The sequence below is a fragment of the Geminicoccus harenae genome, from assembly GCF_019800005.1.
Taxonomy (GTDB): domain Bacteria; phylum Pseudomonadota; class Alphaproteobacteria; order Geminicoccales; family Geminicoccaceae; genus Geminicoccus; species Geminicoccus harenae.
On record NZ_JABGCL010000022.1, the window covers coordinates 16,646 to 40,487 of the forward strand.

Genomic DNA, 23,842 nt, shown 5'->3' on the forward strand with positions numbered 1-23,842 from the left:
GCTAAAATTGTTGTCAATTTTTCCCGAATGCGTTCACTGTCAGGTAGCAGACGGCTAGATAGCCACCATAGCGACAGGCAGGAGCCGGACATGACCAGGGCGCACCGGGCAGCTCGTCTCGAACTGGGGGAAGGAGAACTCTGTCTTTCCCGGGCCGATGCCGAGCTGCTCCATCGCGTGGCGGCGGCATTGGCCAGAAACGATGGCCGCGCCCAGTGCCTGCGCCAGATCATCCAGCACACCGGCCAGGCCCCGATCACGTTCACGGGGTGGCTGGCAACTTCCGGCAAGACCAGGCAATAGCCCCGACTCCCGGTTGGCAGGCAGCGGGCGCATGCTCGCGTACCGGAGGACATAACCGGAAGGCGGAAAGGCGCGAACGGCTCTGCGCAGGGATGCGCTGCCTAGCCGCTCGCACCTGGGAGCATAGCAAAACAGGAAGGCAGCCATAGTGCGGCGCAGCGTCCCGCCTGCCGGACGAGCGGACGGCCCGAGGGCCGTGCATAGACCGGCGCTGTCGGGGCAGCCGCTTCGCGACCTGAAAAAGGACCGCCCGGCAACAGGCCGGGCGGCAACACGAGGGAGGACATTCCACGCTCGACCGGTGAGGGGAAGGGGACCGGTGAGCATGCACGACAATAACTATCCAGCCCGGCTTATCGTGCCCGCGACCAGACGTCGCTGACACGGGAGCAGAACTCGTGCATCGAGGCAAGGTCCGGAACCACGCCGTAGCGGATGATTTCCGGAAGAAACGCATCACTCACCCTGGATGATCCTACACGCCACATGATGGTATCATCCTGCCCGGCTACGTTCGTCCTCGAAGAGGTCCGGGAGTCGTTCGAGCAGTATGACCACCCCCAGGCCGCATCGAGCGAGGATCGGCCGGCGCGTCGGATCTTACTGGCTCCCGCGCGTCCGCATCGTCGGGCGCGACGGGCAGAGGTGGAGAACCGTCGGTCATCCGGTTGCGAACTCAAGGGGCAATGATCTGCGGATCATCGCGCTGGTCACCATGATCATCCCATACCCCTGATACGTCATAAGACCACTACTAGTAGATGAAGAAGGCGATCGGCTCGGGCGGGCGGTGCCGGCGGCGGGGCAGATGAACGCGGCTGGCCATGCCGGCTTGCGGGCAGCCAGGATCGGGGGATGCAGCTCCGATCCGCCGTGCGTTCCGTCTGCTTCCGGACGCGCAGGTACCGGAACATGCGGCGCTCAGCCTGCCCTGGCGATGCGCTGGAAGGCCTCGACCTCGCCGGGTTGCGGGGCCTGGCCGGTGAAGCTTTGGACATAGTCGGCCGTGTAGCGCAGGCGCTGCTCGCGCGGCTCGTTCAGCTCCAGGGCGTAGTAGCCGATCTGCATGAAATAGAGCACACGCGCCCGGATGAAGGCGCCGGTCTCGTCCCAGCCATGGCGCCGGTAGAGCTGGCTGATCGCCTCGACCCGGGCGTCGTCCTCCGCGCGGACGATGGCCTGCAGCTCTGCTGAGCGCCTGGCCCAGGCGCGGATGGCGAAGTCGAGCCGCGGATCGAACGGGGCGCCGTCGACCCAGCACTCGAAGAGGTGGAGCACGCCTTCGGTGATCGTCCGGGATGGCCGTCTGGCCTGGGTGACGATGTCCTGGGTGTTGGTCTCCTGCCAGGAGCGCACGAGCTGGTCGAGCAGCTCCTGCCGGTTCCGGAAATACCAGTAGAAGCTCGAGCGGGACACGTTGAGCTGTCGCGCCAGCGGCAGCACCTTGACCTGGTCGACCCCGGCCGTGATCAGGGTCGACCGGGCCGCCTGCAGCCAGTCTTCGCGCGTCACCCGCGCCTGGGGGGAAAGCGTGGTGTCGCCCCTGCTCGTCATCGCGGCTGCTTAGAGGGCCGGGCGCCGCAGCGCTACTGCCCCGTCTTCTTGACCCGTCTTTCTGTACAGTAGTGTCTAGGCGCCAGGTGCCGGTTCGGCTAGCCATGGTGGATCGGAGCGCGAGAGGTGGCGGATGAGGTCGCACTACCGGGTCGTGGTGATCGGCGGCGGCATCGTCGGGGCGAGCGTGCTCTACCACCTGGCCAGGCTCGGCTGGCACGAGGTGGCGCTGATCGAGCGACGCGAGCTCACCGCCGGCTCGACCTGGCACGCCGCGGCCGGCTTCCATGCGGTCAATGCCGACCCGAACATCGCCGGCCTGCAGGACTACACGATCAGGCTCTACCGGGAGCTCGCGGCCGGGACCGATCAGGCGCTGGGCCTGCACGTCACCGGTGCTGTCACCTTTGCCGGCACACCGGAGCGCTGGGCCTGGCTGCAGGCTTCACTGGCCCTGTTCCGCAGCATCGGTCTGGACGAGGCACGGCTGGTCTCGCCGGACGAGATCAGGGCGCTCTGCCCGATCGTCGACGTCACCGGGATCCATGGCGGCCTGTGGGACCCGAACGACGGCTACCTGGACCCGTACGGCACCACCCACGCCTTTGCCGCCGCGGCGCGTGCGCGCGGGGCCGAGGTCATCCTGCGCAACCGCGTGATGGAGCTGCATCCCCAGGCCGACGGGCAGTGGCAGGTCGTGACCGAGGAGGGCACGATCACGGCCGAGCATGTGGTGAACGCCGCTGGCCTGTGGGCCAAGCAGGTGGGCCGGATGGCCGGGGTCGACCTGCCGGTGACGCCCATGGAGCATCACTACCTCGTCACCGAGCCGATCCCCGAGCTGGTGGCGCTCGGCCGGCAGATCCCGACGCTCGTAGACCTGGAAGGCTTCACCTATGCGCGGCAGGAGGGAAAGGGCCTGCTGCTGGGCGTCTACGAGCGCAACCCGAGGCACTGGAACGTCGAGGGCGCGCCCTGGGACTATGGGATCGAGCTGATCCCGGAGGACATCGAGCGCATCGAGCCCGAGCTGGCCCTGGGCTTTGCGCGCTATCCAGCGCTGGGCACGACCGGCATCAGGCGCTGGGTGAATGGTGCCTTCACCTTCACGCCGGACGGCAATCCCCTGATCGGCCCGGTCCCGGGCCTGCGCAACTACTGGTGTGCCTGCGGGGTCATGGCCGGGTTCAGCCAGGGCGGCGGCGTGGGCTTGGCGCTGGCGCAGTGGCTGGTCGAAGGCGAGCCCAGTGCGGACGTGTTCGGGATGGACATCGCGCGCTACGGGCAGTTTGCCGCCAACCGCAATTATCTCAAGGCCACCACCGCGCAGTTCTACGCGCGCCGGTTCCTGCTGACCTACCCGAACGAGCAGCTGCCGGCAGGGCGGCCACTGCGCACGCCGCCCGCCTATGACCGGATGTGCATGGCAGGCGCGCAATGGGGCGTTTCCTGGGGGCTGGAGGTGCCGCTCTATTTCGGACCCGCCGGCCAGCCGTTCGTCGAGACGCCGACCATGGGGCGCTCCAATGCCTTTCCGCTGGTGGCCGCGGAATGCCGGGCGGCACGGGAAGCGGTGGGTTTGCTCGATACGACCGCCTTCGCGCGCTACGCCGTGAGCGGGCCGGGGGCAAAGGCTTTCCTGGACCGGCTGCTCGCCTGCCGCCTGCCCGAAAAGGGGCAGGTACGGCTGGCGCCGATGCTCAGCCGCTCCGGCCGGCTGATGGGCGACCTCACCGTGCTGGCCTGGGAGGACGAGACCTGGTGGCTGATGGGCTCCTATTACCTGCGCGCTTGGCACATGCGCTGGATGGAGGAGCATCTGCCGCGCTCGGGCGTCACGCTCGCCGACATCTCCGATCAGGTGACGGGCCTGGCCCTGATGGGGCCGAGTGCGCGGGCGCTGCTGGCGCGGCTCGCCGAAGCGGACCTCTCTAACGCCGCCTTCCCGTTCCTGCACTGCCGGGACATGGATGTGGGCCTGACAAGAGCCAGGGTGGCGCGCCTGTCGGTTTCGGGCGAACTCGGCTACGAGATCAATGTCGCTGCCAGTGAGCAGCTCAGCCTCTACGGAGCACTGCTGGCGGCCGGGCAGGATCTCGGCCTGAAGCAGGTCGGCTACCGCGCGCTGGACTCCCTGCGCATCGAGAAGAGTTTCGGGATCTGGTCGCGGGAGTTCACCTGGACCAGCACGCCCAGGATGAGCGGGCTCGACCGGTTCGTAGCGTTCGACAAGGGCGGGTTCATCGGCCGGGAGGCCGCGTGTGCCGAGCGGGACGGCCCGCCCGTGCCGCGGCTGCTGGCGACCCTTGAGGTCGACGCCGTGCATGCGGATGCGTCCGGCTTCGAGCCGGTCTGGCTGGACGGGCGCCTGGTCGGCCAGGTCACGTCCGGCGCCTTCGGTCATTTCTGCGGCAAGAGCCTGGCCCTGGCCTATCTGGACCGTGCGCTCGTCACGCCAGGCCAGCCGGTCGAGGTCGATGTCGTCGGCATCCGGCGCCAGGCACGGGTCATCGCTCCCTCCCCGGTCGATCCGCCGGGGGAACGCATGCGCGCCTGAATCTTGGAGGCTTGCACCATGGTCGAGCGGGCCGGTCGTACCGGGCGGAGAGGGCGGCGCGAAGCTGGCGGGAGCAGTGGCGTCCCTTCAGGGGGTGCCCGCTACCGCCGGCTGGTCAACACGCTCCAGCCGCAGCGGGCCTTTTCCGACGACCATGTCGCGCACATCCACGCAACGGCCCTGCGCGTGCTGGAAGAACTGGGCATGCGGGTCCTGGACCCGGCGGCCCGCCGGGTTTTCCGGCAAGCGGGTGCTGAGGTCGACGAAGCGAGCGGCATGGTGCGTCTCGACCGCGAACTGGTGGCGGACGCGCTGCGCCAGGCGCCCGGCTCGTTCGAGGTCGCCGGCGCCCATGCCGGGCGCGACGTGCCGATCGGTGGTGCCGGCATCGCCTTTCTGTGCGTGGGCGGCCCGCCCCATGTCAGCGACCTGGACCGGGGCAAGCGGCCGGGCACGCTCCTCGACATGCAGAACTTTTTGAAGCTCTCCCAGCATTTCGACGTGCTGCACATCCAGTCGTCCAATGTCGAGCCGCAGGACGTGCCGGTGGAGTTCCGCCACCTGCGCCAGGTGGAAAGCCAGCTTTCGCTGAGCGACAAGCCGCTGTTCGTCTACAGCCGCGGCAGCGCCCAGGTCCGCGACGTGTTCGAGATGATCCGGCTGGGGCGCGGCCTGGACGAGGCGGGCTTTAGGGCGCGGCCACGCTGCTACACGGTGATCAACACCAACTCGCCGCGCCAGCTCGACCTGCCGATGTGCCAGGGCATCATGGATTTCGCCCGGGCCGGCCAGGTCTCGATCATCACGCCCTTCACCCTGGCCGGCGCCATGGCGCCGATCACCATCCCGGGTGCCCTGACGCTGCAGCATGCCGAGGCACTGGCCGGCATCACGCTTGCCCAGATCACTCGGCCGGGCGCGCCGGTGGTCTATGGCTCCTTCACCTCGAACGTCGACATGAAGTCGGGCGCACCGGCCTTCGGCACGCCGGAATTCGTGCGCGCCGCGTTCGGGGCCGGACAGCTCGCTCGCCATGTCGGCCTGCCCTGGCGGGGCTCGGGTGCCACCGCGTCCAACGTCGCCGATGCCCAGGCGACCTACGAGTACCTGAACTCGGTCTGGGGCAGCCTCCTGGGCGGGGTCAACGTGCTGGTGCACGCAGCGGGCTGGCTGGAAGGCGGGCTCTCGGCGTCCCTGGAGAAGTTCATCCTCGATATCGAGATGCTGCAGATGTTCGCCGCCCTGTTCCAGCCGATCGAGCTGGACGAGGCGGCGTTCGGCTTCGACGCCATCGCCGAGGTCGAGCCGGGCGGCCATTTCTTCGGCGCCGCGCACACCATGGCTCGCTACCAGACCGCCTTCTACGAGCCGCTGGTCTCGGACTGGCGCAATTTCGGCCAATGGTCCGAGGATGGTGCCAAGACCGCGACGATGCGGGCGAACGCGATCTGGAAGAGGGTGCTGGACGAGTTCGAGCCGCCGCCGCAGGACCCGGCTTTCCGTCAGGCCGTTGAAGACTTCGTGGCCCGGCGTATCCGCGAAGGCGGGGCGCCGCCCGGCTGATGAAGGATGGCCGCATGTTCACCCGCTCCCCGATCGAAGGCATGCCATGACCCCGACCAGCAAGGGGCTCGCTGCCCGCGCGCGCGAGCTGAGCCTGACCCTCACCGCCTGGCCGAGCGTCACCGGCACGGCCGACGAGGCGGGCTTCGCGCACAAGCTGGCGGAGCTGCTGGCCGCCTTGCCCTATTTCCGGGACAACCCGGATGATCTCGCCGTGCTGCCGGTGCCGGGCGGCAGCCATGCAAGGGCCAGCGTCCTGGCCCTGGCCCGCGGCACGGGCAGCCGGACCGTGGTGCTCGCCGGCCATTTCGACGTGGTGCCGGTGGACGATTATGGCGACCTGGCACCCCTCGCCTTTTCGCCCGAAGCGCTGAAGGCCGGCCTGATCCAGCGGCTGCGAACGACCGGGACCTTCGCCCAGGCCCTGGACGATCTCGAATCGGGCCGCTTCCTGCCGGGCCGGGGGCTGCTCGACATGAAGTCCGGGCTGGCCGCCGGCATGGCGGTGCTGGAACAATTCGCTGCCGATCCGGACCGGGTCGGCAACCTGCTGCTGATCGCCACGCCGGACGAGGAGGACCGCTCGGACGGCATGCGCGCCGCGGTGGCCGGGCTGCCGGGCTTCCTGCACCAGCGCGGCCTGGAGGTGGCGCTCGGCATCAATCTCGACGCCTTGTGCGACAATGGCGACGGTGCGGATGGCCGGGTGGTGGCGCTGGGCTGCATCGGCAAGCTGCTGCTGAGCGCGCTGGTGGTCGGCAAGGAGTCGCACGCCTGCTATCCGCTGGACGGCGTGAATGCCGCCTATCTCGCCGCGGAGCTGGTGGCGGAGATGGAATATGCGCCGGAGCTGGGCGAGCTTGCCGGCAGGGAGATCGCCGCAGCGCCGACCGCGCTCGGCATGAAGGATCTGAAGAACCTCTACAACGTCACCACGCCCGGCCGGGTCTGGGCGTTCTGGAACGTGCTGACCCAGCGCCGCACGGCCGGCAGCGTGCTGGCGATCGCCCGGCAGGTTGCGGAGCGGGCGATGGCGCGGGCCCGGGCCAGGGTGGCGGAGCGGGCCCGGCAGCTCTCGCCGGACGGGGTGCCGAGCGAGGCATGGTCGCGGCTGGAGGTCACGACCTTCGACGCGATCCTGGCCCGTGCCCTGGCGCGCGATCCCGGCTTTCGCCGCCGCTTCGACGCTCGTGCGGCCGAGCTCGCGACGCGCGACGATCTGGACCTGCCGACGCGCAGCCAGCTCCTGACCGAACTCGCCTGGGATGCCGCCGGTGCGGAAGGGCCGGCGGTCGTGCTGGGCTTCGCCGCCATGCCTTATCCGGCGGTGAACTGGGACGAAGGAGCGGCCGAGGACGCGCTGAAGCAGACGGTGCTGGCGGCCATGCGACGGACCGCGGCAGCGACCGGCGTCGCCATCAACGCCCGGAACTACCTGCCGGTGATCGTCGACATGAGCTTTCTCGGCCGCACCGACCAAGCCGACCTCGCAGCCATCGCCCGGGTGACCCCGATCTGGGGATCGAGCATCGTCTGGAACCCGGCGATGGCCGGGTTCCCGATGGTCAATATCGGGCCATGGGGCCGCGACTATCACCATTGGCTGGAGCGGGTGGACCAGGACTATGCCTTCAGGGTGCTGCCGCTCCTGGTCTGGAACGTGGCCAGCGACGTGCTGCGACAGCCGCCGCCTTCCTGACCTCGTTGCAGAAAACAGCCGCTGCCGCGCCTGCCAGCGGATGATGCGGCTCTGGTGCTCGATGCCCGGCTCATGCCAATCCGTTCGACCCGCCCCATCGTGGAGACCAGCATGGCCGACCCCTTCGCATCCAGCCGGCCCGCCGAGATCGCGCCCTTCATCGGCAAGCACTACATCTACACCTACGACACTGGCTGGCAGTACGAGACCTACATCAAGAACGAGCGCCACCTGGACTACCGGGTGCATAGCGGCATCGTCGCCGGCCGCTGGGTGAAGGACCAGGAAGCGCATATCGTCCGGCTGGCCGAGGGCGTGTTCCGGATGTCCTGGGTGGAGCCCACCGGGACGGGGGTCAGCCTGGCCGTCAACCTGATCGAGCGCCGCCTGCACGGCGCCATCTTCTTCCCGCGCTGGGTGGCGGACGCACCGCACAAGATCGTGGGCTTCCAGAACCCGCAGATCGACCGGATGCTCGGCTATCGCGATGCCGGGCCGACCTATCCGATCGAGCTGGTCGATCCCTTCGCCACGATCACCTTCGTCGAGGACCGCGGCCGCGACGACGAGACGGTGATCGCGTGCGGGCCCGAGGAATTGCCGCCCGGCTATGCGGACAGGCGCAACTGAGACGGCGCTGCGGTCGGGGCTGCCGGCTCAGGGGCGGATGGCGGGCGTCTCCATCGCCATGCCGGCGGCGCGCGCCATCAGATGGAGTTCCAGCTCGATCAGTTCCGGTGCGCCGAAGTCGAACGGCGTGGCGCGCACGCCGATCATGCAGTTGCGCAGCCGGCGCTGCAGCGAACCCAGCGCCTGCCATTCCAGCCGGTAGAGGGGATAGCCGGTCGGGTGCGCCTGCGGGATCGTGCTGCCGCCCAGCCGCCTGCCCCAGTTGTCGTCGTGGCAGGAGGCGCAGGCGAGGTCGAGCTGGCCGATCGGGGTCTGGTAGAGCTCGGCACCCCTGGCGCGGAACGGCTGGAGCCGGGGGTCGTCCGGCGGGTCGATCGGCAGGCCACGCGACTGGTGGGCGACGAAGGCGGACAGCGCCAGGAGCGCCTCGCTTTCGCGGGGAAGCGGTTCCGCTTCCTGGCGCTCTGTCCGGCACTGGCTGATCCGCCCGGCCAGGTCGATTGGCCGGCCGAGCGCGGCATCGAAGGCCGGATAGCGTGCGGCCACCCCGCGCATGCTCTCTTCAGCGTCCCCGTGGCAGCCGGCGCAGGCGGTGCCGGCAGCACCGCCCGGCTCCTGCCACAGGCGCTCGCCATCCAGCACGGAGAACATGCCGGGATTGCTCAGCTCGTCGTCCTGCATCGCCCTGAGCTCGGGCGACATCAGCTCGTAGCCGGACCGCCGGTCCGCCTCCGGGATGTCGGCCGCGGCCGCGGCAGCGGCGAGCACGGCTGCCAGGAGGAGAAGGGCCCACGGCCTGCCCCGCATCAGGTCACCGTAATCTCGGCGGCAGCGCTCTGGGTCGTGCCGTCCTCGTCGGTCCAGGTGAAGGTGAAGCTGCCGCTTTGCGTCGCGATCGTGGTGAAGGCGAGGAACGGGTTGGCCGACATCGCCGGGAACAGGTCGGCGGCGAAGATCTCCCGGCCGGCGAAGCTGCAGGTGAAGCGGTGGATGATCCGGCGCGGGATCGGCACGCCGTTCTCGCCGGTGCGGTAGCCCGTCTCCATCGGGTGGGCGATCATCGCCCGGATCTCGACGATCTCGCCCTTGTTCGCGGTCTTCGGCACGTTGATGAGCGTGCGCATCAGATCAGGTCCTCGATGCAGGCGGCGAGCGTCACCACCACGCTGGCCTCCGCCATCCAGAAGCCGCCGTCGGCCATCTCCGCCACCGCCGCCACCTTTTGCGAGGTGGCGAGCCGCATCCGGGTGGCGACCTCGGCACGGCCGGCGCCCGGGAACAGGTGAAACACCGCGATGTCGGGCTGCGGGTTGCGCTCGTTGAACAGCGCGATCCGGCGGACATGGTCGGCCTCGGTCATCGGGCTCTCGACCGTCACCTTCACCGGCACGGCGTTGCCGTTCTCGACCAGGGGCGACAGGTCGAGCGTGACCTTGCCGGTGCGCACCGCCATCCCGTTCGTGAACGCCCGGATCACCTCGTCCAGCGGTGGGCGGTCATAGGCCAGGCGGGGGGTCGGCTCGCTCGGCATCGGCTCAGTCCTTCAGGCTCGCGAGATGGGCCACCAGGTCCTCGATCTCGGCCGCGGACAGGATCGTCCGGCCGGCAAAGGCCTCTGCCACGTTCCGGCCGGGCTCGGGCAGGCGGTAATAGGCCGGCATGATCGTCGCCGGGTCCAGATGCTTCGGGTCGACGATGCGCAGGCGGATCTGCCCGGCATCGAGCCGCGCCCCCACGCCCGACAGGTCGGGACCGAGCGTGCCTTGTAGATGCGGGTCGGGCCAGGGGCCGGCATGGCAGAGGACGCACAGGCTTTTGTGCCGCTCGCCGATCAGGACGGCACCCCTGGCGGGATCACCGGGGGAACCGGTGAGCGAGGCCGGGATGGCGTCGCCGACGATCCGGAAGGGAACCGGGGCCTCCTGCACGCTCGCCGGGATCACGGCCAGGCCGATCATCGCAGCACCGAGGCCCAGCACCTTCATCCGAACACTTCGTCCGTAGCCGTGCGGAACCAAGCCTCGGCATAGGCGGCTTCCGCCTGGCGCACCGATGCCGCGGCCTCCAGCGGGCTCACCCCGCCGGCCCCCTCGACCTCGGCCAGCAGCCCGTCCTTGGGCGCATAGACCCCAGCGATCGAGATGCCGTAGTCGGGGGCCACCAGGCTGTAGCAGGTGTTGATCAGCTTGGGCGTCGGCGGCGCCTCCTCCCGCACGAGGTGGGCGATCGCCGTGGCGCAGGCCTTGGCCTGGGCATTGGCGCTGAACGCCGACTTGGGCATCGCCCCGCCGATCGCGGCATCCCCGATCACATGAATGCCGGGCACCAGCGTCGATTCGAACGTCACCGGGTCGATCGGGCACCAGCCGGTCGCATCCGCCACCCCGGCGAGTGCGGCGATCGCACCGGCCCGCTGCGGCGGGATGACGTTGGCGACGTCGGCCTGGTGGCTGCCGAACTCGGTCACGAGCGTGCTGGTCCCGGGATCGACCTCGGTGACTTGGCCGCCAAAGGAGAGCGGCACCCATTCGATCAGGCCGCCATAGATCTCTGCCCAGCCCTGCTCGAACAGGCGCTGCTTGGAGAACTGGTCCTTGGCGTCGAGGATGATCAGCTTGGCGCGCGGCTTGTGGGTCTTGAGGTAATGCGCGATCAGGCTCGCCCGCTCATATGGCCCGGGCGGGCAGCGGAACGGGTTGGCCGGCACCGCCATGACCACCTGGCCGCCGTCGGGCATGGCCTCCAACTGGCGGCGCAGCAGCTCGGTCTGCGGCCCGGCCTTCCAGGCATGCGGCATGCGTTCGGCAGCGGCCTCGTCATAGCCCGGGATCGCGTCGAAGCGCAGGTCCACGCCCGGTGCCACCACCAAGTGCAGATAATCGAGTTCCGTCCCGTCCCCCAGGCGGACTCGCCGCCGCTCCGGGTCGACCGCCACCGCGGGCTGGCGGGCGATCGTGACACCGGCCGCTTCAATGCCGGCATAGCCGAATGCCTGTTCGTCCAGCTCGCGCAGCCCGGCCAGCACCAGATTGCTGAACGGGCAGGCGAGATAGCGCTCGGCCGGCTCGACCAGGGTGACCACGAGGCCGGGATCGGCCCGCTTCAGGCTGCGGGCGCAGGTCGCCCCGGCAAAGCCGCCGCCGATCACCACCACTTGCGCTGCCGCCTGGCCGAGTGCGGCAGGGGCGCCCAGCCCCAGCAGCGCACCCGCCGCGAGCGTGCCCCCAAGTGCGGTTCTACGGCTGGTCCCCCTGGTCAGCGAGCCAGTCGGCGATGGCGCGGGTCTCGTCATCCGTAAATCCCCTGGCGATCCGGTCCATGACCGTGGCCTCGCGCTGGCCGGTGCGGAATGCCGCCATCGCGGCGGCGGTCTCCGCGGCCGGCCGGCCCAAGAGGCTCGGAACCGGCCCCTCCGATCCGGCCGGGCCGTGGCAGCCGGAGCAGGAGGCGGCACCGGGCGGCGGCTCCGCCCGGGCCGGCCCGGTGCCGGCCATGGCGACAACTGCCGCCATGAGACAGCCAAGGGCCAGCCGGCGCTGCGGGCTCATGCGAGGTCGTGGTTCTTGAGCGGCAGGGTGCGGATGCGCTTGCCGGTGGCGGCGAAGATCGCATTCAGCACCGCCGGGGCCGCCACCGCGATGGTGGGCTCGCCGACCCCGCCCCAGAACCCGCCCGAGGGCATGATGATCGTCTCCACCTCGGGCATCGAATCCATCAGCATGACCTGGTAGCTGTCGAAGTTCTCCTGCTCCATCCGGCCGCCGCTCACCGTGCATTCGCCATACAGCGCCGCCGACAGGCCATAGACGAACGAGCCCTCGACCTGGCGCTCCACCTGGGCCGGGTTGACCACATGGCCGGGATCGGTCGCCGCCACGATCCGGTGGATCCGGAGCTGGCCGTCGGTGACCGAGACCTCGGCGGCCGCAGCCACATAGCTGCCGAAACCCATGATCTGGGCAATCCCCCGATGCCGGCCCGCAGGTGCCGGCTCGTTCCAGCCGATCCCGTTCGCCGCTGCCTCCAGCACCGCCAGGTGCTGTGGGTGGTTCGCCATCAGCCGGCGGCGGAAGGCCAGGGGCTCGACCCCGGCGGCATGGGCCAGCTCGTCGATGAAGCACTCCACGTAGATGGCGTTCTGGTTGAGGTTCACCCCGCGCCAGAAGCCGGGCGGCACCGGCGGGTTGCGCATCGCATGGTCGATCAGGAGGTTCGGCACGGCATAGCCGAACGAGCCTTCCGGATTGTCGAGGACGAGGCCCTGGAACACCACCGGGTCCCTGCCGCCGACCATGCCTTCCGGCCGGACCGAGGCCAGGATCGACTGGCCGGAGATCCGCATGTGCAGGGCGCTGACCTCGCCGTCCGGGCCGAGTGCCGCCGTCAGCTTGCAGCGCGTGGTCGGGTGGTAGTTCCCGTGCAGCATGTCCTCCTCGCGCGTCCAGAGCAGCTTCACGGGCGTGCCCGGCATCTCCCGCGCGATCCCTACGGCCTGGCGGACATAGTCCTGGAAGTTGCCGCGCCGGCCGAACCCGCCCCCCAGGTGGATCTTGTGCACCTCGCATTTGTCCACCGGCAGCCCGGCCGCCTCGGCGGCGACCGCCAGGCTGGACTCGCCGTTCTGGGTCGGAACCCAGACCTCGCAGCGCTCCGGCGTCCAGACCGCGGTCGCGTTCATGGGCTCCATGGTGGCGTGGTTCTGGTAGGGGAAGGCATAGACCGCGCTGACCGTCCGCTCCGCCCCCGCGAGTGCTCCGCGGGCATCGCCCGCCTCCGCGCCGATGAACGCATCCGCCGCGTCCAGCCCTTCCTCCAGCATCGCCTGGATCGAGGCGCTGGACAGGTCGCGGTTCGGCCCCTCGTCCCAGGTGATCGGCAGGGCATCCAGCGCGGTCTTGGCCCGCCACCATGTGTCCGCCACCACCGCGACGGCCGTGTCGTCGACCTGGATGACCCGCTGGACGCCGGGCATGCCGGTGACCGCCTGGGCATCGAAGCCGGCGAGCCTGCCGCCGAAATAGGGGCAGGCCTTGATCGCCGCATTGACCATGCCGGGCATGACCAGGTCGGCGCCATAGACCTGCCTGCCGGTGAGCTTGTCGCGCGTGTCGAGCCTGGGCAGAGGCTGGCCGGCGATCTTCCAGTCCTTCGGGTCCTTCAGCTGCACCTCGGCGGGCGGGCTCACGGCGGCGGCGGCCTGTGCCACCTTGCCGTAGGTCGTGGTGCGCCCGCTGCCCGGATGGCTGATCACGCCCTTCTCGACTTGGCATTCGGCCGCCGGCACGTCCCATTCGGCGGCGGCCGCCGCAATCAGCATCTCGCGCGCCGCCGCCCCGCCCTGGCGGACATAGTCGTGGGAATCACGGATGCCGCGGCTGCCGCCGGTGGAGAAGCTGCCCCAGACCCGGTCGCGGGCGATGTTCTGGCCGGGCGTGGGATATTCGGTGGTGACGTTCGCCCAGTCGCACTCCAGCTCCTCGGCGACGAGCTGGGCCAGGCCGGTGAGCGTGCCCTGCCCCATCTCGGAGCGGGCAACCCGGACCACCACCGTCTCGTCGGGGTGGATCACCACCCAGGCATTGATCTCGGGCACCTCGGCCGGGGCCGCATCGGCGGCGGCCTTGGCCTGGAACGGCACGTGGAAGCCCAGGGAGAAGCCGCCGAGCGCTGCCGCCGAGCCGGCGACGAAATGGCGGCGGGAAAGCTGCACGCGGGTCATCGCCGTCTCCTCAGCCATTCCGGGTGGCATCATTGTCGGCGGCAGCGAGCTTGATCGCCACGCGCACGCGATTGTAGGTGCCGCAGCGGCAGATATTGGTGATCTCGGCGCTGATGTCGTCGTCGCTGGGGTTCGGGTTGGCCGCGAGCAGGCCGGCGGCCGCCATGATCATGCCGGGCTGGCAGTAGCCGCATTGCGGCACGTCCAGCTCCAGCCAGGCCTGCTGCACCGGGTGCGAACCGTCCGGGGACAGGCCCTCGATCGTCACGATCGCCTGCTCAGGGGTGAGCGCGCTGACCGGCAGGACGCAGGAACGGGTGGCGACGCCATCCACATGGACCGTGCAGGCCCCGCACACGGCGATGCCGCAGCCGAACTTGGTCCCGGTCATCCCGAGCTGCTCGCGCAGCACCCAGAGCAGGGGGGTTTCGGGGTCGACGTCGACGTCGCGGGTGGTACCGTTGATGGTCAGTCGAGCCATGCTGTGTTCCTCGTGCGAAGGGAGGAGCGTTCTTGTCCTGGCGCGTCTCGGGTCGCTGGCGCCTCGCCGGATGGCCTCTTTCTGGCCCGGAACTGTCGCAGAACCTTGTCCCGTGCAGCCGACTTCTTCTTGATCTGTCGCGAAACGACCGTTCCGACAAGAATTGATACAATTCCAGCCAGGGCCGGCAGGCTCAATGCGTCGTGCTGCGTCCGTCCAGATAGGCGATGACCGCCGCGCGCTCCGCCGGCGCCCGCAGGCCGACGGTCATGGTGGTGCCCGGCACGAGCTGCCGGGGATCGGCGAGGTAGGCGTCGATGGTCTCGCTGCTCCAGACGATCCCGGACTCCCGCAGGGCCGGGGAATAGCGGGCACCCTCCAGCGTGCCGGCCGCGCGGCCGAGCACGCCGGCAAGGCTCGGCCCCACCCGGTTCTGGCCGGGCTCGATGCTGTGGCAGGTGCCGCAGCGCGTGCGGAACAGGCGCTCGCCATCGGCGGCCTGCTGGGCCAGGGCCGGCGATGGCATCGCCTGGGCGGCGAGCAGGGCGAGCGTCAGGGCGAGGGCCATCCGGGTCATCGATGGTCTCCGGTGCAGGGTCGGGTGGTCGGCGGGCTGGCAGGGCCCGTGCCGTGAACGGCCCCTGCCGACCGTTACCCTGGCAGTACCCGTTCGCAGGAATTTGCCAGGCAAGCTGCCGGACTGTCGCCAGATGTGGCGACGGGCGCGGTTGAGACAGATCGATACAGTTACGGCGCGGATGACAGCGCAGCGCTGCTGGTCAAGCCGGCCCGGCCACACCTAGACTGCCGCCTTCCCCTGATCGGAGGCATCCGTCCTCATCGGCAGCAGCGTCGCGCGGAAGGTCCCATGGAGCCGGCACCCCATATCGCCGTGGTCGACGATCATCGCGACATTCGCGACCTGGTCGGCCGCTACCTGGCCCAGCACGGCTACCGGGTCAGCGTGGCGGAGAATGGCACCGCCCTCCGGCGCCTCCTGGAGCGCAGCGCCCCGGACCTGGTGATCCTCGACATCATGATGCCGGGCGAGGACGGGCTCAGCCTGTGCCGCCACCTGCGCGGCACCACCGAGGTGCCGATCATCTTCCTGACCGCCATGGTCGAGGACACCGACCGGATCGTCGGGCTGGAGCTGGGGGCGGACGACTATCTGACCAAGCCGTTCAACCCCCGCGAGCTCCTGGCCCGGATCAAGGCGGTGCTGCGCCGGGTCAACAGCCTGCCGCCGCAGCGGATCAAGCTGAAGGCCAGGATGCTCAGCTTCGATCGCTGGATGCTGAATGTCGGCCGGCGCGAGCTGGTGGACGGCGACGGGGTGGCGGTGCCGCTGAGCACCGCCGAGTTCCGGCTGCTCACCGCCTTTCTCGACCATGCCGGCCTGATCCTGAGCCGCGACCAGCTGCTCGACCTGACGGTCGGCCGGGCCGCGGACAGTTTCGACCGGAGCATCGACAACCAGGTCAGCCGGCTGCGCAAGAAGATCGAGCTGGACCCGAAGAACCCGATGCTGATCAAGACCCACTGGGGCGGCGGCTACAGCTTCATGGCCGAGGTCTGCGAGGCATGACCCGCCTGTGGCGCCGCAGCCTGGCCGCGCAGTTCATCTTCTTCATGCTGCTGGCGCTGGCCCTGTCGCAGGGCATCGGCTTTCTCACCTCCTGGAACGCGCGTGATCAGGCACTCCGGCTGGCGGCCAAGGGCGAGTTTTTGAGCCGCACGGGCTCGCTGGCCCTCCTGCTGGAATCGACCCCACCCGAGCTCGCCCCGGAGATCCTGCGCGTCAGCGACACGGCCTATACCCGCTTCTGGATCTCGCCGGACGCACCCCCGGACGTGCCGGCCTGGCGTGCTACGGCGCTCGGCCATCTCGCCACCCCGCTGCCGAGCGTGAAGCAGCTGCACGGCAAGCCGGTGGACCAGCCGCCGGCGCCACCGGCAGCACTCCCCGCCGGGCCTGCGCCGGATGGGGCCTGGGCCGACTGGCGGGAGCTGCCGCCCCAGGCCTGGCCGCTCTCGCGCGCGGCGAAGTTCATCTATCTCGACCAGGCCTATGGCATGGGCCTGGCCGTGCGCCTGGAGAACGGCGCCTGGCTGAACGCCGTCTATGCCAAGTCGGTGCAAAACGCCCTGTGGACGCCGCAGTCCGCAACCTCGCTCGCGATCACCGCGCTGGTGCTCTCGGTCATCGCCGTGATCGTGGCGCGCAGCGTGGCCCGGCCGCTGCGCCGGCTGGCCGCGGCGGCCGAGCTCTTGGGACGCGGCGAGACGGTGGAGCCCCTGCCCGAGACCGGGCCGGACGACATCCGCCAGACCGCGGAAGCCTTCAACCGGATGCAGGCCCGCCTGCAGCGCTTCGTCGAGGACCGCACCCGGATGCTGGCCGCGATCGGCCATGATCTGCGCACGCCGCTCACCTCGCTCCGGCTGCGCGCGGAGTTCGTGGCCGACCCGGACGTCCAGGAGAAGATGCTCAAGACGATCGATGAGATCCAGACCATGACCGAGGCGGCGCTCGCGTTTGCGCGCGAGGAAGCCACGGCGGAGCGGACCCGGACCGTCGACCTGACGGCACTGGTCGAGAGCCTGTGCGACGACCTGGCCGATCTCGGCCAGGACGTGACCTTCCTGGACAGCCCGCGGTTCAGCTATCGCTGCCGCCCAGACGCGCTGCGCCGCTCGGTGCGCAACCTCGTCGAGAACGCGGTCCGCTACGGCGAGCGCGCCCGGGTCCGGATCGTCAAGGCTGCGGACAGCATCGACATCGTCGTGGCCGACGACGGGCCGGGCATTCCCGATGCCCATGCCGAGCGCGCCTTCGCCCCGTTCTTCCGCCTGGAGCATTCGCGGAACCGCGAGACCGGCGGGGTGGGGCTGGGCCTGTCGATCGCGCGCACCATCGCGCGCCACCATGGCGGCGACATCACGCTTGCCACCCGGCCGGACGGCATGACCGCCACCATCAGCCTGCCCCTGGCCAGCCTGGCCCCGCAGCCGCCGGCGTCCCAGGAGCCGCATCCGGCCCTGGCGTCGGCAGCCAGGGCCATGCAGCCGGTACGCCACGCACCCGGCCACCTGCCGACGGAGTCCAATCCGTCCTAGCCGGGCCGGACAGGCTGGCGACAGCTCGTTTGGATGAAAATGGATGAAGCAACGTCGCCAGCGTTCAACGTCGCCAGCCTGCGCATCACGCCGCAGATCCTGGCGCTGATCGCGGGGATCGACGCGTTCAGGGATGCCTGGCGCGCCATCGACTGGATCGCGCCGGAACGCCGGTCCGCCCTGTGCCGCGCCGCCACCATCGAGAGCATCGGCGCCTCGACCCGGATCGAAGGTGCCAGGCTCAGCGATCGCGCGGTCGGGAAGCTGCTGGCCAACCTGCCGGCCGCGTCGCTCGCCACGCGCGACGAGCAGGAAGTGGCCGGCTACGCCCAGGTCCTGGACACGATCCTCCAGGCCCATGACGCCATCGCGCTGACGGAGAACCATATCCTGCAGCTCCACCGCGACCTGCTCGCCCATTCGACCAGGGACGAACGGCATCGCGGTGCCTACAAGACGCTGCCCAACCATATCGAAGCCGTCGATGCGGCGGGCCGGAGCTCCGGCGTGGTGTTCGCCACCGCCACCCCGTTCGTCACGCCCGGCCGCATGGCGGAGCTGGTCGGCTGGTTCCGTGCCGTCGAGGCGGAGCGGAGCCTGCATCCGCTGCTGCTGATCGCGATCTTCATCATGGTCTTCCTGGCGATCCACCCGTTCCAGGACGGCAATGGCCGGCTGTCACGGCTGCTCACGACCCTGCTGCTGCTGCTGCGCGCCGGCTATGCCCATCTGCCCTATGGCTCCCTGGAAAGCGTGATCGAGCAGCAGAAGGAGGAGTATTACCTAGCCTTGCGCCGCACCCAGGGCACGATCCGCACGGCCGAGCCCGACTGGAACCCGTGGGTCGAGTTCTTCCTGGGCGCCCTGCATGAGCAGAAGCAGCGGCTCGAGCGGACGATGGAGTGCCAGCGGATCCTGGAACTGGCGCGCGAGCATGGCCGGGCCGCGGGGCACGGTACGGCCTTGCGTGGCGGGGCCAGCTCCGGGAACCCGTCGGCCCGATCGTAGCGCGCATCCTGCTTGAGGGGCGATGGGCGTTGTCCGGAACCGCCCGGGCGTCCGACAATGGGCCTGGTGCTCGATTGATCCGGCCGGTTCATGACCGATCTCGTACAGGTCCGCTTCGCCCGCAAGGCAGATGCCCGCCAGCTCGCCCTGGTTCTGCTGGCCGTCGGCATCGACTGCCGGCTGGTCGAGGGCGATGGCGGGGTGGCGCTGTGCGTCGCCGCGCACCAGGCCGAGCAGGCGCGCCAGGAGCTCGATGCCTATGAGCGGGAGAACCCACCCGAGGAGCCGGCGCCAGCCCATCCGGCGCGACCGGCCCTGCACGGGCTGGGCGCCGCCCTGGCCTATTGCATGGTGCTCCTGTTCTTCTTCGGCGCCGACCGGCGGCTGAGCTGGTCGGTCGACTGGTCGGCGGTCGGTGCCGCGCAGGCCGGGCTGATCCAGGGCGGGGCCTGGTGGCGGACGGTCACCGCGCTGACCCTGCATGCCGACGACAGCCATCTGTTCGCCAACCTGATCGCCGGCCTGGGCTTCGGCATGCTGCTGGCGCAGGTGCTGGGCTCGGGCCTGGCCTGGCTGGCCATCCTCCTGGCGGGCGCGCTCGGCAACGGGCTGAACGCGCTGCTGCACCCGGCCGCGCACACCGCCATCGGCAGCTCGACCGCGATCTTCGGCGCCCTGGGCATCCTGGCGGGCTACACCCAGCGGCGGCGCAGCGCCCCCTGGCGCAGCCGGATCCGCCGCTGGGCGCCGCTCGCGGCCAGCAGCATGCTGCTGGCCTACTTAGGCTTCGGCGGCGCGCAGACCGATGTCGGCGCCCATGTGGCCGGCTTTGCGGTCGGTGCCGGCCTGGGCCTGGCGCTCGGCCGCTGGGGGCAGCATCTGCCCCAGGGGCGGCTGGCGCAGCTCGTCTATGCGCTGCTGGCGGTGGCACTGCTGGCGCTTGCCTGGCTGCTTGCCCTCCACGCGGGCGCATAGGCGGCACCGGCACCGCTTCGCTCAGGCGAGCCCCTGCGCCCGTCCCCAGGCGTCGAGCGGGATGAGCAGGCCTGCCAGCTCCGGATCCGGGTGGCGGCCCATGTCGCGCACGAAGGGCCGGTCGGCGACCATGACGCCCCGGCTGCCCATGGCCACCGCGAAGGCCACGTAGAGGGTATCGTAGGTCGAGTGGTCGACCACGAGGCCGATGTCGAGCGCCACGTCGTGCAGGCCGAGGTCACCGGTGGGTATGGGCGGCAACTGGGCGCGCAGGAGTTCCAGCGCTTCCCGCGCCTCGGCGGGCGACCAGATGCCCTTGCGGACCTGCAGCCAGCAGACATTGGTCGCCTCGTTGAGCCAGAAGTCCGGCACCAGCAGTTCCTCGTCGCCTTCCGCGAGTGCCTGGGCCAGATGGCTGTCCGGCTCCGGCAGCACCCATTTCAGGGCGACCGAGGCATCGACGACCAGCGCCACCGTTCAGGCGCCCGAACTGCCGGCGAGGTCCGCCATCCTGCCCTCCCGGCTTTCCCGGAGCAGTTCCGCCACGGTGGCCGAGCCCCGGCCCGCGGTCCGGCGCCGGAACGCGGCCAGACGCTCCGCGGCCGCCGCGCGGGCCGAAGGCGGGCGGTCGGCGGTCAGGACCTGGCGCAGGATCTCCCGGTGCTCCGCCTCGGCACTGCGTCCATGCTCGGCCGCCCGGATGCGCAGTGCCCGGACGACCTCGTCATCGAGGTTGCGGACGGTCAGGGTCGCCACGGCTCCCTCCTGCTGCGGATGCTGTCATTGCTGACATATAGTCGGCGATGAGCACAACGAAAAGTCCGGAGCCTGCCCCCGTGCCGCCCTACGCGGGGCGTGCCGGTACGCCACCAGCCGATCAGCCGCCGGACGATGCATGTCCTGAACGGCCCGACATGGATTCGATCGCACCGAGGAACTGGCCGGCCATGGCGTTGAACGCGTCGGCGGCATGCCAGAACGGCGCGTGGCCGGCTCCCTCCAGCCGATGGCAGCGGCGCTCCCACAGATTGCCGAAGGCGATGCCGTCGAGATAGTCCAGCCTGATCAACGGGTCGGCACTGCCGTTGATCACGGCGACCGGCACCGTGCTGCGCTCGATCACGCGCCGCTGGTCGACGCCCAGGCCCATGCGGGCCGCCAGGAACAACTGCTCGCGGCACCGGCCGTCCGAGCGCCGGATCGCGTGCTGGAGGAACGGCTCGACCGGCTCGCCGAACATGTGGCGGGCAAAGGCATCGACCTCCGCTTCGCCCAGGAGCCTTTGCCCCGGCAGCCCGCGGCCCGGGGACGCGACGAAGCCTTCCGCCATGCCGTTGCGCCGGACGGGCGGTGTCCCGGTGAGGATCAGGCCGTTGATCCCATCAAAGCGCGCCAGCATCTCGATGGCGATGTGGCCGCCGAGCGACCAGCCCAGGATGGACAGGCCGCTGATCCCGAGGATCTCGAGCAGCTCGATGATGCAATCGGCCAGTCCGGGCAGCGTGTAGCTGCGCGCGGGATCCCGGGCATCGTCCGACTGGCCATGCCCGGGGAGGTCCATGGCGACCAGACGATGCCGGTCGGCGAGCGCGCTCTGGAACTGGCGGGCGAACACGCCCCGGCAGGAGGAATTGCCGTGGATCAGCAGCAAGGGCGGCCCGTTCCCTCGGCTGTGCTCCACGCAGATCGCGCCGTGGGAGGTCCTGACGCTCTGGGTCAGCCGGGGGGGCTGCATGGCGGTCGTTCCTCGATCGGGACAGAGAAGCTGATCGAGTTCCCCTCGCCTCCCGCGGCGGCCTCGTCAAATTCCATGCTGCCGAATACTGCAGTTGCAGCCAGATAGTCTGCTGCAGATGTAATCAAGCTGAATGGCTGTGCCCCGCGATTTCCTGCGCGGGGCAAGGCGCGCGGAGCATGAAGCCCCGCTCGCCCGACAGCGATGCCCGCGGCAACACGGATGGGCCGGCCTCACTGGGACTTGCGGGCCGCACCCTGGGCGGCCTCGTCGATCACATCGGCGACGGCCTTGGGCTGGGTCAGGAAGACGACATGGCTGCCCTCGACTTCCGTGGTGACGGCGCCGATGCGCCGGGCGGTATGGCGCAGGAGCTTCGGGTCGATGGCGCCGTCCTCAGTCGCCACCACCGCCCAGCTGGGCTTGGTGCGCCAGGCAGCGTGGGTGACCTTCTCGCCGAAGATCGCCATGTTGATCGGCACCTGCGAGTCGCGCAGGAACGCGGCGTCGGCATCGCTGGTGTCCCCGGCAAAGCCGAGCTTGAACTTCTCCATGTTCACGAAGCCGAAGCCGTCCGCGCCGGTCTCGATGACGAAGCCCGGCGGGGCGGGGATCTCCGCGAACTGGTCGCCGGTCGATTCGCCGACATCGGGGGCCAGTGCCGAGACATAGACGAGGCCCGCGACCTTGGGATCGACGCCGGCTTCGGTGATGACGGTGCCGCCATAGCTGTGGCCGACCAGGATGGTCGGGCCGTCCTGGCGGGCCAGCACCCGGCTGGTGGCCGCGACGTCGTCGGCCAGCGAGGTCAGCGGGTTCTGGACGACCGTCACGCGATAGCCGCGCGCCGTCAGCTCGTCATACACGCCGCGCCAGCCCGAACCGTCGGCGAACGCGCCGTGCACGAGCACGACATTCCGCGGCGCCTGGTCCACAGGCTTGCCGCTGGGCGGTCCGGCATGGGCCGGGCCCGCGACACTCGCCGCGGCGGCGGCAGCGATGGCGAGCTTCTGGATCCTGCTGATCATGGGTGCACTCCTAACCAGGGTGGTCGGGGAACGGGAGTGTTGTCATGCCCGATAATTTTTATCGCGATAAATTACGACATAGCCACGCGTCGCTGCCTTGTCCAGATTAATTTATCGCGATATCTGTTATCGTGTGTTCACCATCGCCTGATGGCAAAGGAGCCTGCCATGACCGAGGACGCCGCCGGCCCGGTGCCGCTGGACGATCAGCTCTGCTTTGCCATCTACTCGGCGGGCATGGCCATCCAGCGCGCCTACAAGCCCCTGCTCGACGGGCTCGGGCTGACCTATCCGCAATATCTCGTGCTCAATGTCCTGTGGCGCGCGGACGGCCAGACCGTAGGCGGCATCGCCGAGCAGCTGGCGCTGGAATCGAGCACGCTGACGCCGCTGCTCAAGCGGCTGGAAGCGGCCGGCCTGGTCCGGCGGACGCGCAACCCCGCCAACGAGCGCCAGGTCGTGGTCGAGCTGACGGGGGCCGGACGGGATCTTCGTGCCCGGGCCGGCTGCCTGGGCGACACGCTGCTCGCGGCTTCCGCGCAGTCGCCGGCCCGGCTGGGCGAGCTCAACCGGGACATCAAGCGGCTGCGCGATGCCGTCTACCGCCATATCGGCGACCAGGGCGGCACGCAGTCCGACGGCTGACGGCCCGGCTCAGAACAGGAGCTCCACCCGGGCGTTCAGGAGGTAGCCCAGGCCGCGCTCGGTCCGGATCAGCCTGGGGGCAGCAGGGTCGGCCTCGATCTTGCGCCGCAGCCTCAGCACCTGGATGTCGATGCTGCGGTCGAAGACATCCTCGTGCATCCGGGTCGCCCGCATGAGATGGGCACGGGAGAGCGGCCGCCCCGGCGCCTCGAGGAAGGCCACCAGCAGCGCGAACTCCTTCCTGGTCAGCCTGACCGCGGCACCTGCCGGGTCCCTCAGGACCCGGCTGCGATGGTGCAGCTCCCAGCCGGCGAAGCGGTAGCCGCCCTTAGGTGGGGCTGCCGCCGGGCGCCGGCCCGCCTGCTGGCGCCGCAGGATGGCGCGGGCCCGCGCCAGCAGCTCGCGAAGGTCGAGCGGCGCGCAGAGAACGTCGTCGGCACCCAGTTCCAGCCCGACGACGCGGTCGATGGCGCCCTCGCCCTGCCCGGTGACCAGGATCACCGGCACGTCGGAGCACGCGCGGATCCGGCGCAGCAGGTCCAGGCCGTCGAAGGTGACCGGCCAGGCATCCAGCACCACGAGGCTGAACGGGCCGTGCTGCAGATGCCGGGTGGCATCGCCGCCGGACGAACCCTGGGCGAGGTAGCGATGATCCGCAAAGCAGCGCGTGATCCTGCCGCGGAGCCCGGGGTCGTCATCGACCACCAGCACGCGGCCCAGGCGCTGGACCTGCGCGGACGGCATCATATGGGCCGGGAACGCCTGGGCATTCGCCAGATGATGCATCGGCCCGGGGGCTGCCAGGACGGCTCGCCCCTTCCGGCG

The 23,842-nt window shown here is 70.0% G+C and carries 25 protein-coding genes; 10 read left to right on the forward strand and 15 right to left on the reverse strand.

Features of this window, described 5'->3' with window-relative positions:
* The first annotated feature begins 90 nt into the window (after positions 1-90).
* Entirely contained in the window at positions 91-303 is a 213-nt protein-coding gene (locus HLA95_RS18925; RefSeq protein ID WP_191059496.1) for a hypothetical protein, read from the forward strand.
* A gap of 921 nt (positions 304-1,224) precedes the next feature.
* On the opposite strand, the gene HLA95_RS18930 is transcribed toward HLA95_RS18925, so the two are convergent.
* Positions 1,225-1,857: a TetR/AcrR family transcriptional regulator gene (locus HLA95_RS18930; RefSeq protein WP_191059497.1), complete on the reverse strand. Its 633-nt coding sequence runs from the start codon at positions 1,855-1,857 to the stop codon at positions 1,225-1,227.
* A gap of 133 nt (positions 1,858-1,990) precedes the next feature.
* On the opposite strand from HLA95_RS18930, the gene HLA95_RS18935 reads away from it, so the two are divergent.
* The 4 genes from HLA95_RS18935 (at position 1,991) to HLA95_RS18950 (ending at position 8,306) form a co-directional block, all read left to right on the forward strand.
* The gene (locus HLA95_RS18935; RefSeq protein WP_191059498.1) at positions 1,991-4,414 is read left to right on the forward strand and encodes a GcvT family protein; all 2,424 of its coding nucleotides are present in this window, start codon (positions 1,991-1,993) and stop codon (positions 4,412-4,414) included.
* A gap of 18 nt (positions 4,415-4,432) precedes the next feature.
* Complete coding sequence (locus HLA95_RS18940; RefSeq protein WP_191059499.1) at positions 4,433-5,977, forward strand: trimethylamine methyltransferase family protein; 1,545 nt, start codon at positions 4,433-4,435, stop codon at positions 5,975-5,977.
* A gap of 46 nt (positions 5,978-6,023) precedes the next feature.
* On the forward strand, positions 6,024-7,676 hold the full coding sequence (locus HLA95_RS18945; protein ID WP_222184175.1) for a M20/M25/M40 family metallo-hydrolase: 1,653 nt from the start codon (positions 6,024-6,026) through the stop codon (positions 7,674-7,676).
* A gap of 111 nt (positions 7,677-7,787) precedes the next feature.
* Positions 7,788-8,306 (forward strand): phenolic acid decarboxylase, encoded by a 519-nt coding sequence (locus HLA95_RS18950; RefSeq protein ID WP_223861630.1) that lies wholly within the window; start codon positions 7,788-7,790, stop codon positions 8,304-8,306.
* A 27-nt stretch (positions 8,307-8,333) separates the two neighbouring features.
* Here HLA95_RS18950 and soxA read toward each other — a convergent pair whose 3' ends face one another.
* The 9 genes from soxA to HLA95_RS18995 all read right to left on the reverse strand — a co-directional run bounded on the left by soxA (position 8,334) and on the right by HLA95_RS18995 (position 15,083).
* Positions 8,334-9,113, reverse strand: coding sequence for a sulfur oxidation c-type cytochrome SoxA (gene soxA, locus HLA95_RS18955; protein ID WP_191060938.1), 780 nt, complete (start codon positions 9,111-9,113; stop codon positions 8,334-8,336).
* A complete protein-coding gene (gene soxZ, locus HLA95_RS18960) occupies positions 9,113-9,433 on the reverse strand; it encodes a thiosulfate oxidation carrier complex protein SoxZ (RefSeq protein WP_191060941.1) in 321 nt (106 codons plus the stop codon). Before soxZ ends, soxA begins: the two co-directional genes overlap by 1 nt.
* Positions 9,430-9,837, reverse strand: a complete 408-nt coding sequence (locus HLA95_RS18965) for a SoxY-related AACIE arm protein (protein ID WP_191060939.1) — start codon at positions 9,835-9,837, stop codon at positions 9,430-9,432. The genes soxZ and HLA95_RS18965 overlap by 4 nt, the downstream gene beginning before the upstream one ends.
* 4 nt (positions 9,838-9,841) lie before the next feature.
* Positions 9,842-10,291 (reverse strand): sulfur oxidation c-type cytochrome SoxX, encoded by a 450-nt coding sequence (gene soxX / locus HLA95_RS18970; RefSeq protein ID WP_222184177.1) that lies wholly within the window; start codon positions 10,289-10,291, stop codon positions 9,842-9,844.
* A complete protein-coding gene (locus tag HLA95_RS18975) occupies positions 10,288-11,598 on the reverse strand; it encodes an NAD(P)/FAD-dependent oxidoreductase (RefSeq protein ID WP_222184179.1) in 1,311 nt (436 codons plus the stop codon). The genes soxX and HLA95_RS18975 overlap by 4 nt, the downstream gene beginning before the upstream one ends.
* Positions 11,543-11,854, reverse strand: a complete 312-nt coding sequence (locus HLA95_RS18980) for a c-type cytochrome (protein ID WP_222184181.1) — start codon at positions 11,852-11,854, stop codon at positions 11,543-11,545. The genes HLA95_RS18975 and HLA95_RS18980 overlap by 56 nt, the downstream gene beginning before the upstream one ends.
* Entirely contained in the window at positions 11,851-14,025 is a 2,175-nt protein-coding gene (locus HLA95_RS18985; RefSeq protein ID WP_255592080.1) for a xanthine dehydrogenase family protein molybdopterin-binding subunit, read from the reverse strand. The genes HLA95_RS18980 and HLA95_RS18985 overlap by 4 nt, the downstream gene beginning before the upstream one ends.
* A gap of 10 nt (positions 14,026-14,035) precedes the next feature.
* A complete protein-coding gene (locus HLA95_RS18990; protein WP_191062017.1) occupies positions 14,036-14,506 on the reverse strand; it encodes a (2Fe-2S)-binding protein in 471 nt (156 codons plus the stop codon).
* A 193-nt stretch (positions 14,507-14,699) separates the two neighbouring features.
* The gene (locus HLA95_RS18995) at positions 14,700-15,083 is read right to left on the reverse strand and encodes a c-type cytochrome (RefSeq protein WP_255592081.1); all 384 of its coding nucleotides are present in this window, start codon (positions 15,081-15,083) and stop codon (positions 14,700-14,702) included.
* A gap of 291 nt (positions 15,084-15,374) precedes the next feature.
* Between HLA95_RS18995 and HLA95_RS19000 the strand changes: the two genes are divergently transcribed.
* The 4 genes from HLA95_RS19000 to HLA95_RS19015 all read left to right on the forward strand — a co-directional run bounded on the left by HLA95_RS19000 (position 15,375) and on the right by HLA95_RS19015 (position 19,609).
* Positions 15,375-16,094, forward strand: a complete 720-nt coding sequence (locus HLA95_RS19000) for a response regulator (protein ID WP_191062353.1) — start codon at positions 15,375-15,377, stop codon at positions 16,092-16,094.
* The gene (locus HLA95_RS19005; RefSeq protein ID WP_222184185.1) at positions 16,091-17,626 is read left to right on the forward strand and encodes a sensor histidine kinase; all 1,536 of its coding nucleotides are present in this window, start codon (positions 16,091-16,093) and stop codon (positions 17,624-17,626) included. The genes HLA95_RS19000 and HLA95_RS19005 overlap by 4 nt, the downstream gene beginning before the upstream one ends.
* Positions 17,627-17,659: 33 nt before the next feature.
* The gene (locus HLA95_RS19010; RefSeq protein WP_370467506.1) at positions 17,660-18,634 is read left to right on the forward strand and encodes a Fic family protein; all 975 of its coding nucleotides are present in this window, start codon (positions 17,660-17,662) and stop codon (positions 18,632-18,634) included.
* Positions 18,635-18,724: 90 nt separating this feature from the next.
* Entirely contained in the window at positions 18,725-19,609 is an 885-nt protein-coding gene (locus HLA95_RS19015; protein WP_222184186.1) for a rhomboid family intramembrane serine protease, read from the forward strand.
* A gap of 21 nt (positions 19,610-19,630) precedes the next feature.
* On the opposite strand, the gene HLA95_RS19020 is transcribed toward HLA95_RS19015, so the two are convergent.
* From HLA95_RS19020 to HLA95_RS19035, 4 genes are all read right to left on the reverse strand, one after another.
* Entirely contained in the window at positions 19,631-20,083 is a 453-nt protein-coding gene (locus HLA95_RS19020; protein WP_222184187.1) for a type II toxin-antitoxin system VapC family toxin, read from the reverse strand.
* 3 nt (positions 20,084-20,086) lie between these two features.
* Entirely contained in the window at positions 20,087-20,365 is a 279-nt protein-coding gene (locus HLA95_RS19025; RefSeq protein ID WP_222184188.1) for a FitA-like ribbon-helix-helix domain-containing protein, read from the reverse strand.
* 121 nt (positions 20,366-20,486) lie between these two features.
* Positions 20,487-21,344, reverse strand: a complete 858-nt coding sequence (locus HLA95_RS19030; RefSeq protein WP_191061522.1) for an alpha/beta fold hydrolase — start codon at positions 21,342-21,344, stop codon at positions 20,487-20,489.
* 233 nt (positions 21,345-21,577) lie between these two features.
* Positions 21,578-22,372, reverse strand: a complete 795-nt coding sequence (locus HLA95_RS19035; protein WP_191061521.1) for an alpha/beta fold hydrolase — start codon at positions 22,370-22,372, stop codon at positions 21,578-21,580.
* Positions 22,373-22,540: 168 nt separating this feature from the next.
* Here HLA95_RS19035 and HLA95_RS19040 point away from each other — a divergent pair, with 168 nt between their 5' ends.
* Positions 22,541-23,017, forward strand: coding sequence for a MarR family winged helix-turn-helix transcriptional regulator (locus tag HLA95_RS19040; RefSeq protein WP_191061520.1), 477 nt, complete (start codon positions 22,541-22,543; stop codon positions 23,015-23,017).
* Positions 23,018-23,026: 9 nt separating this feature from the next.
* On the opposite strand, the gene HLA95_RS19045 is transcribed toward HLA95_RS19040, so the two are convergent.
* Entirely contained in the window at positions 23,027-23,803 is a 777-nt protein-coding gene (locus HLA95_RS19045; RefSeq protein WP_222184189.1) for a response regulator transcription factor, read from the reverse strand.
* Positions 23,804-23,842: the final 39 nt, after the last annotated feature.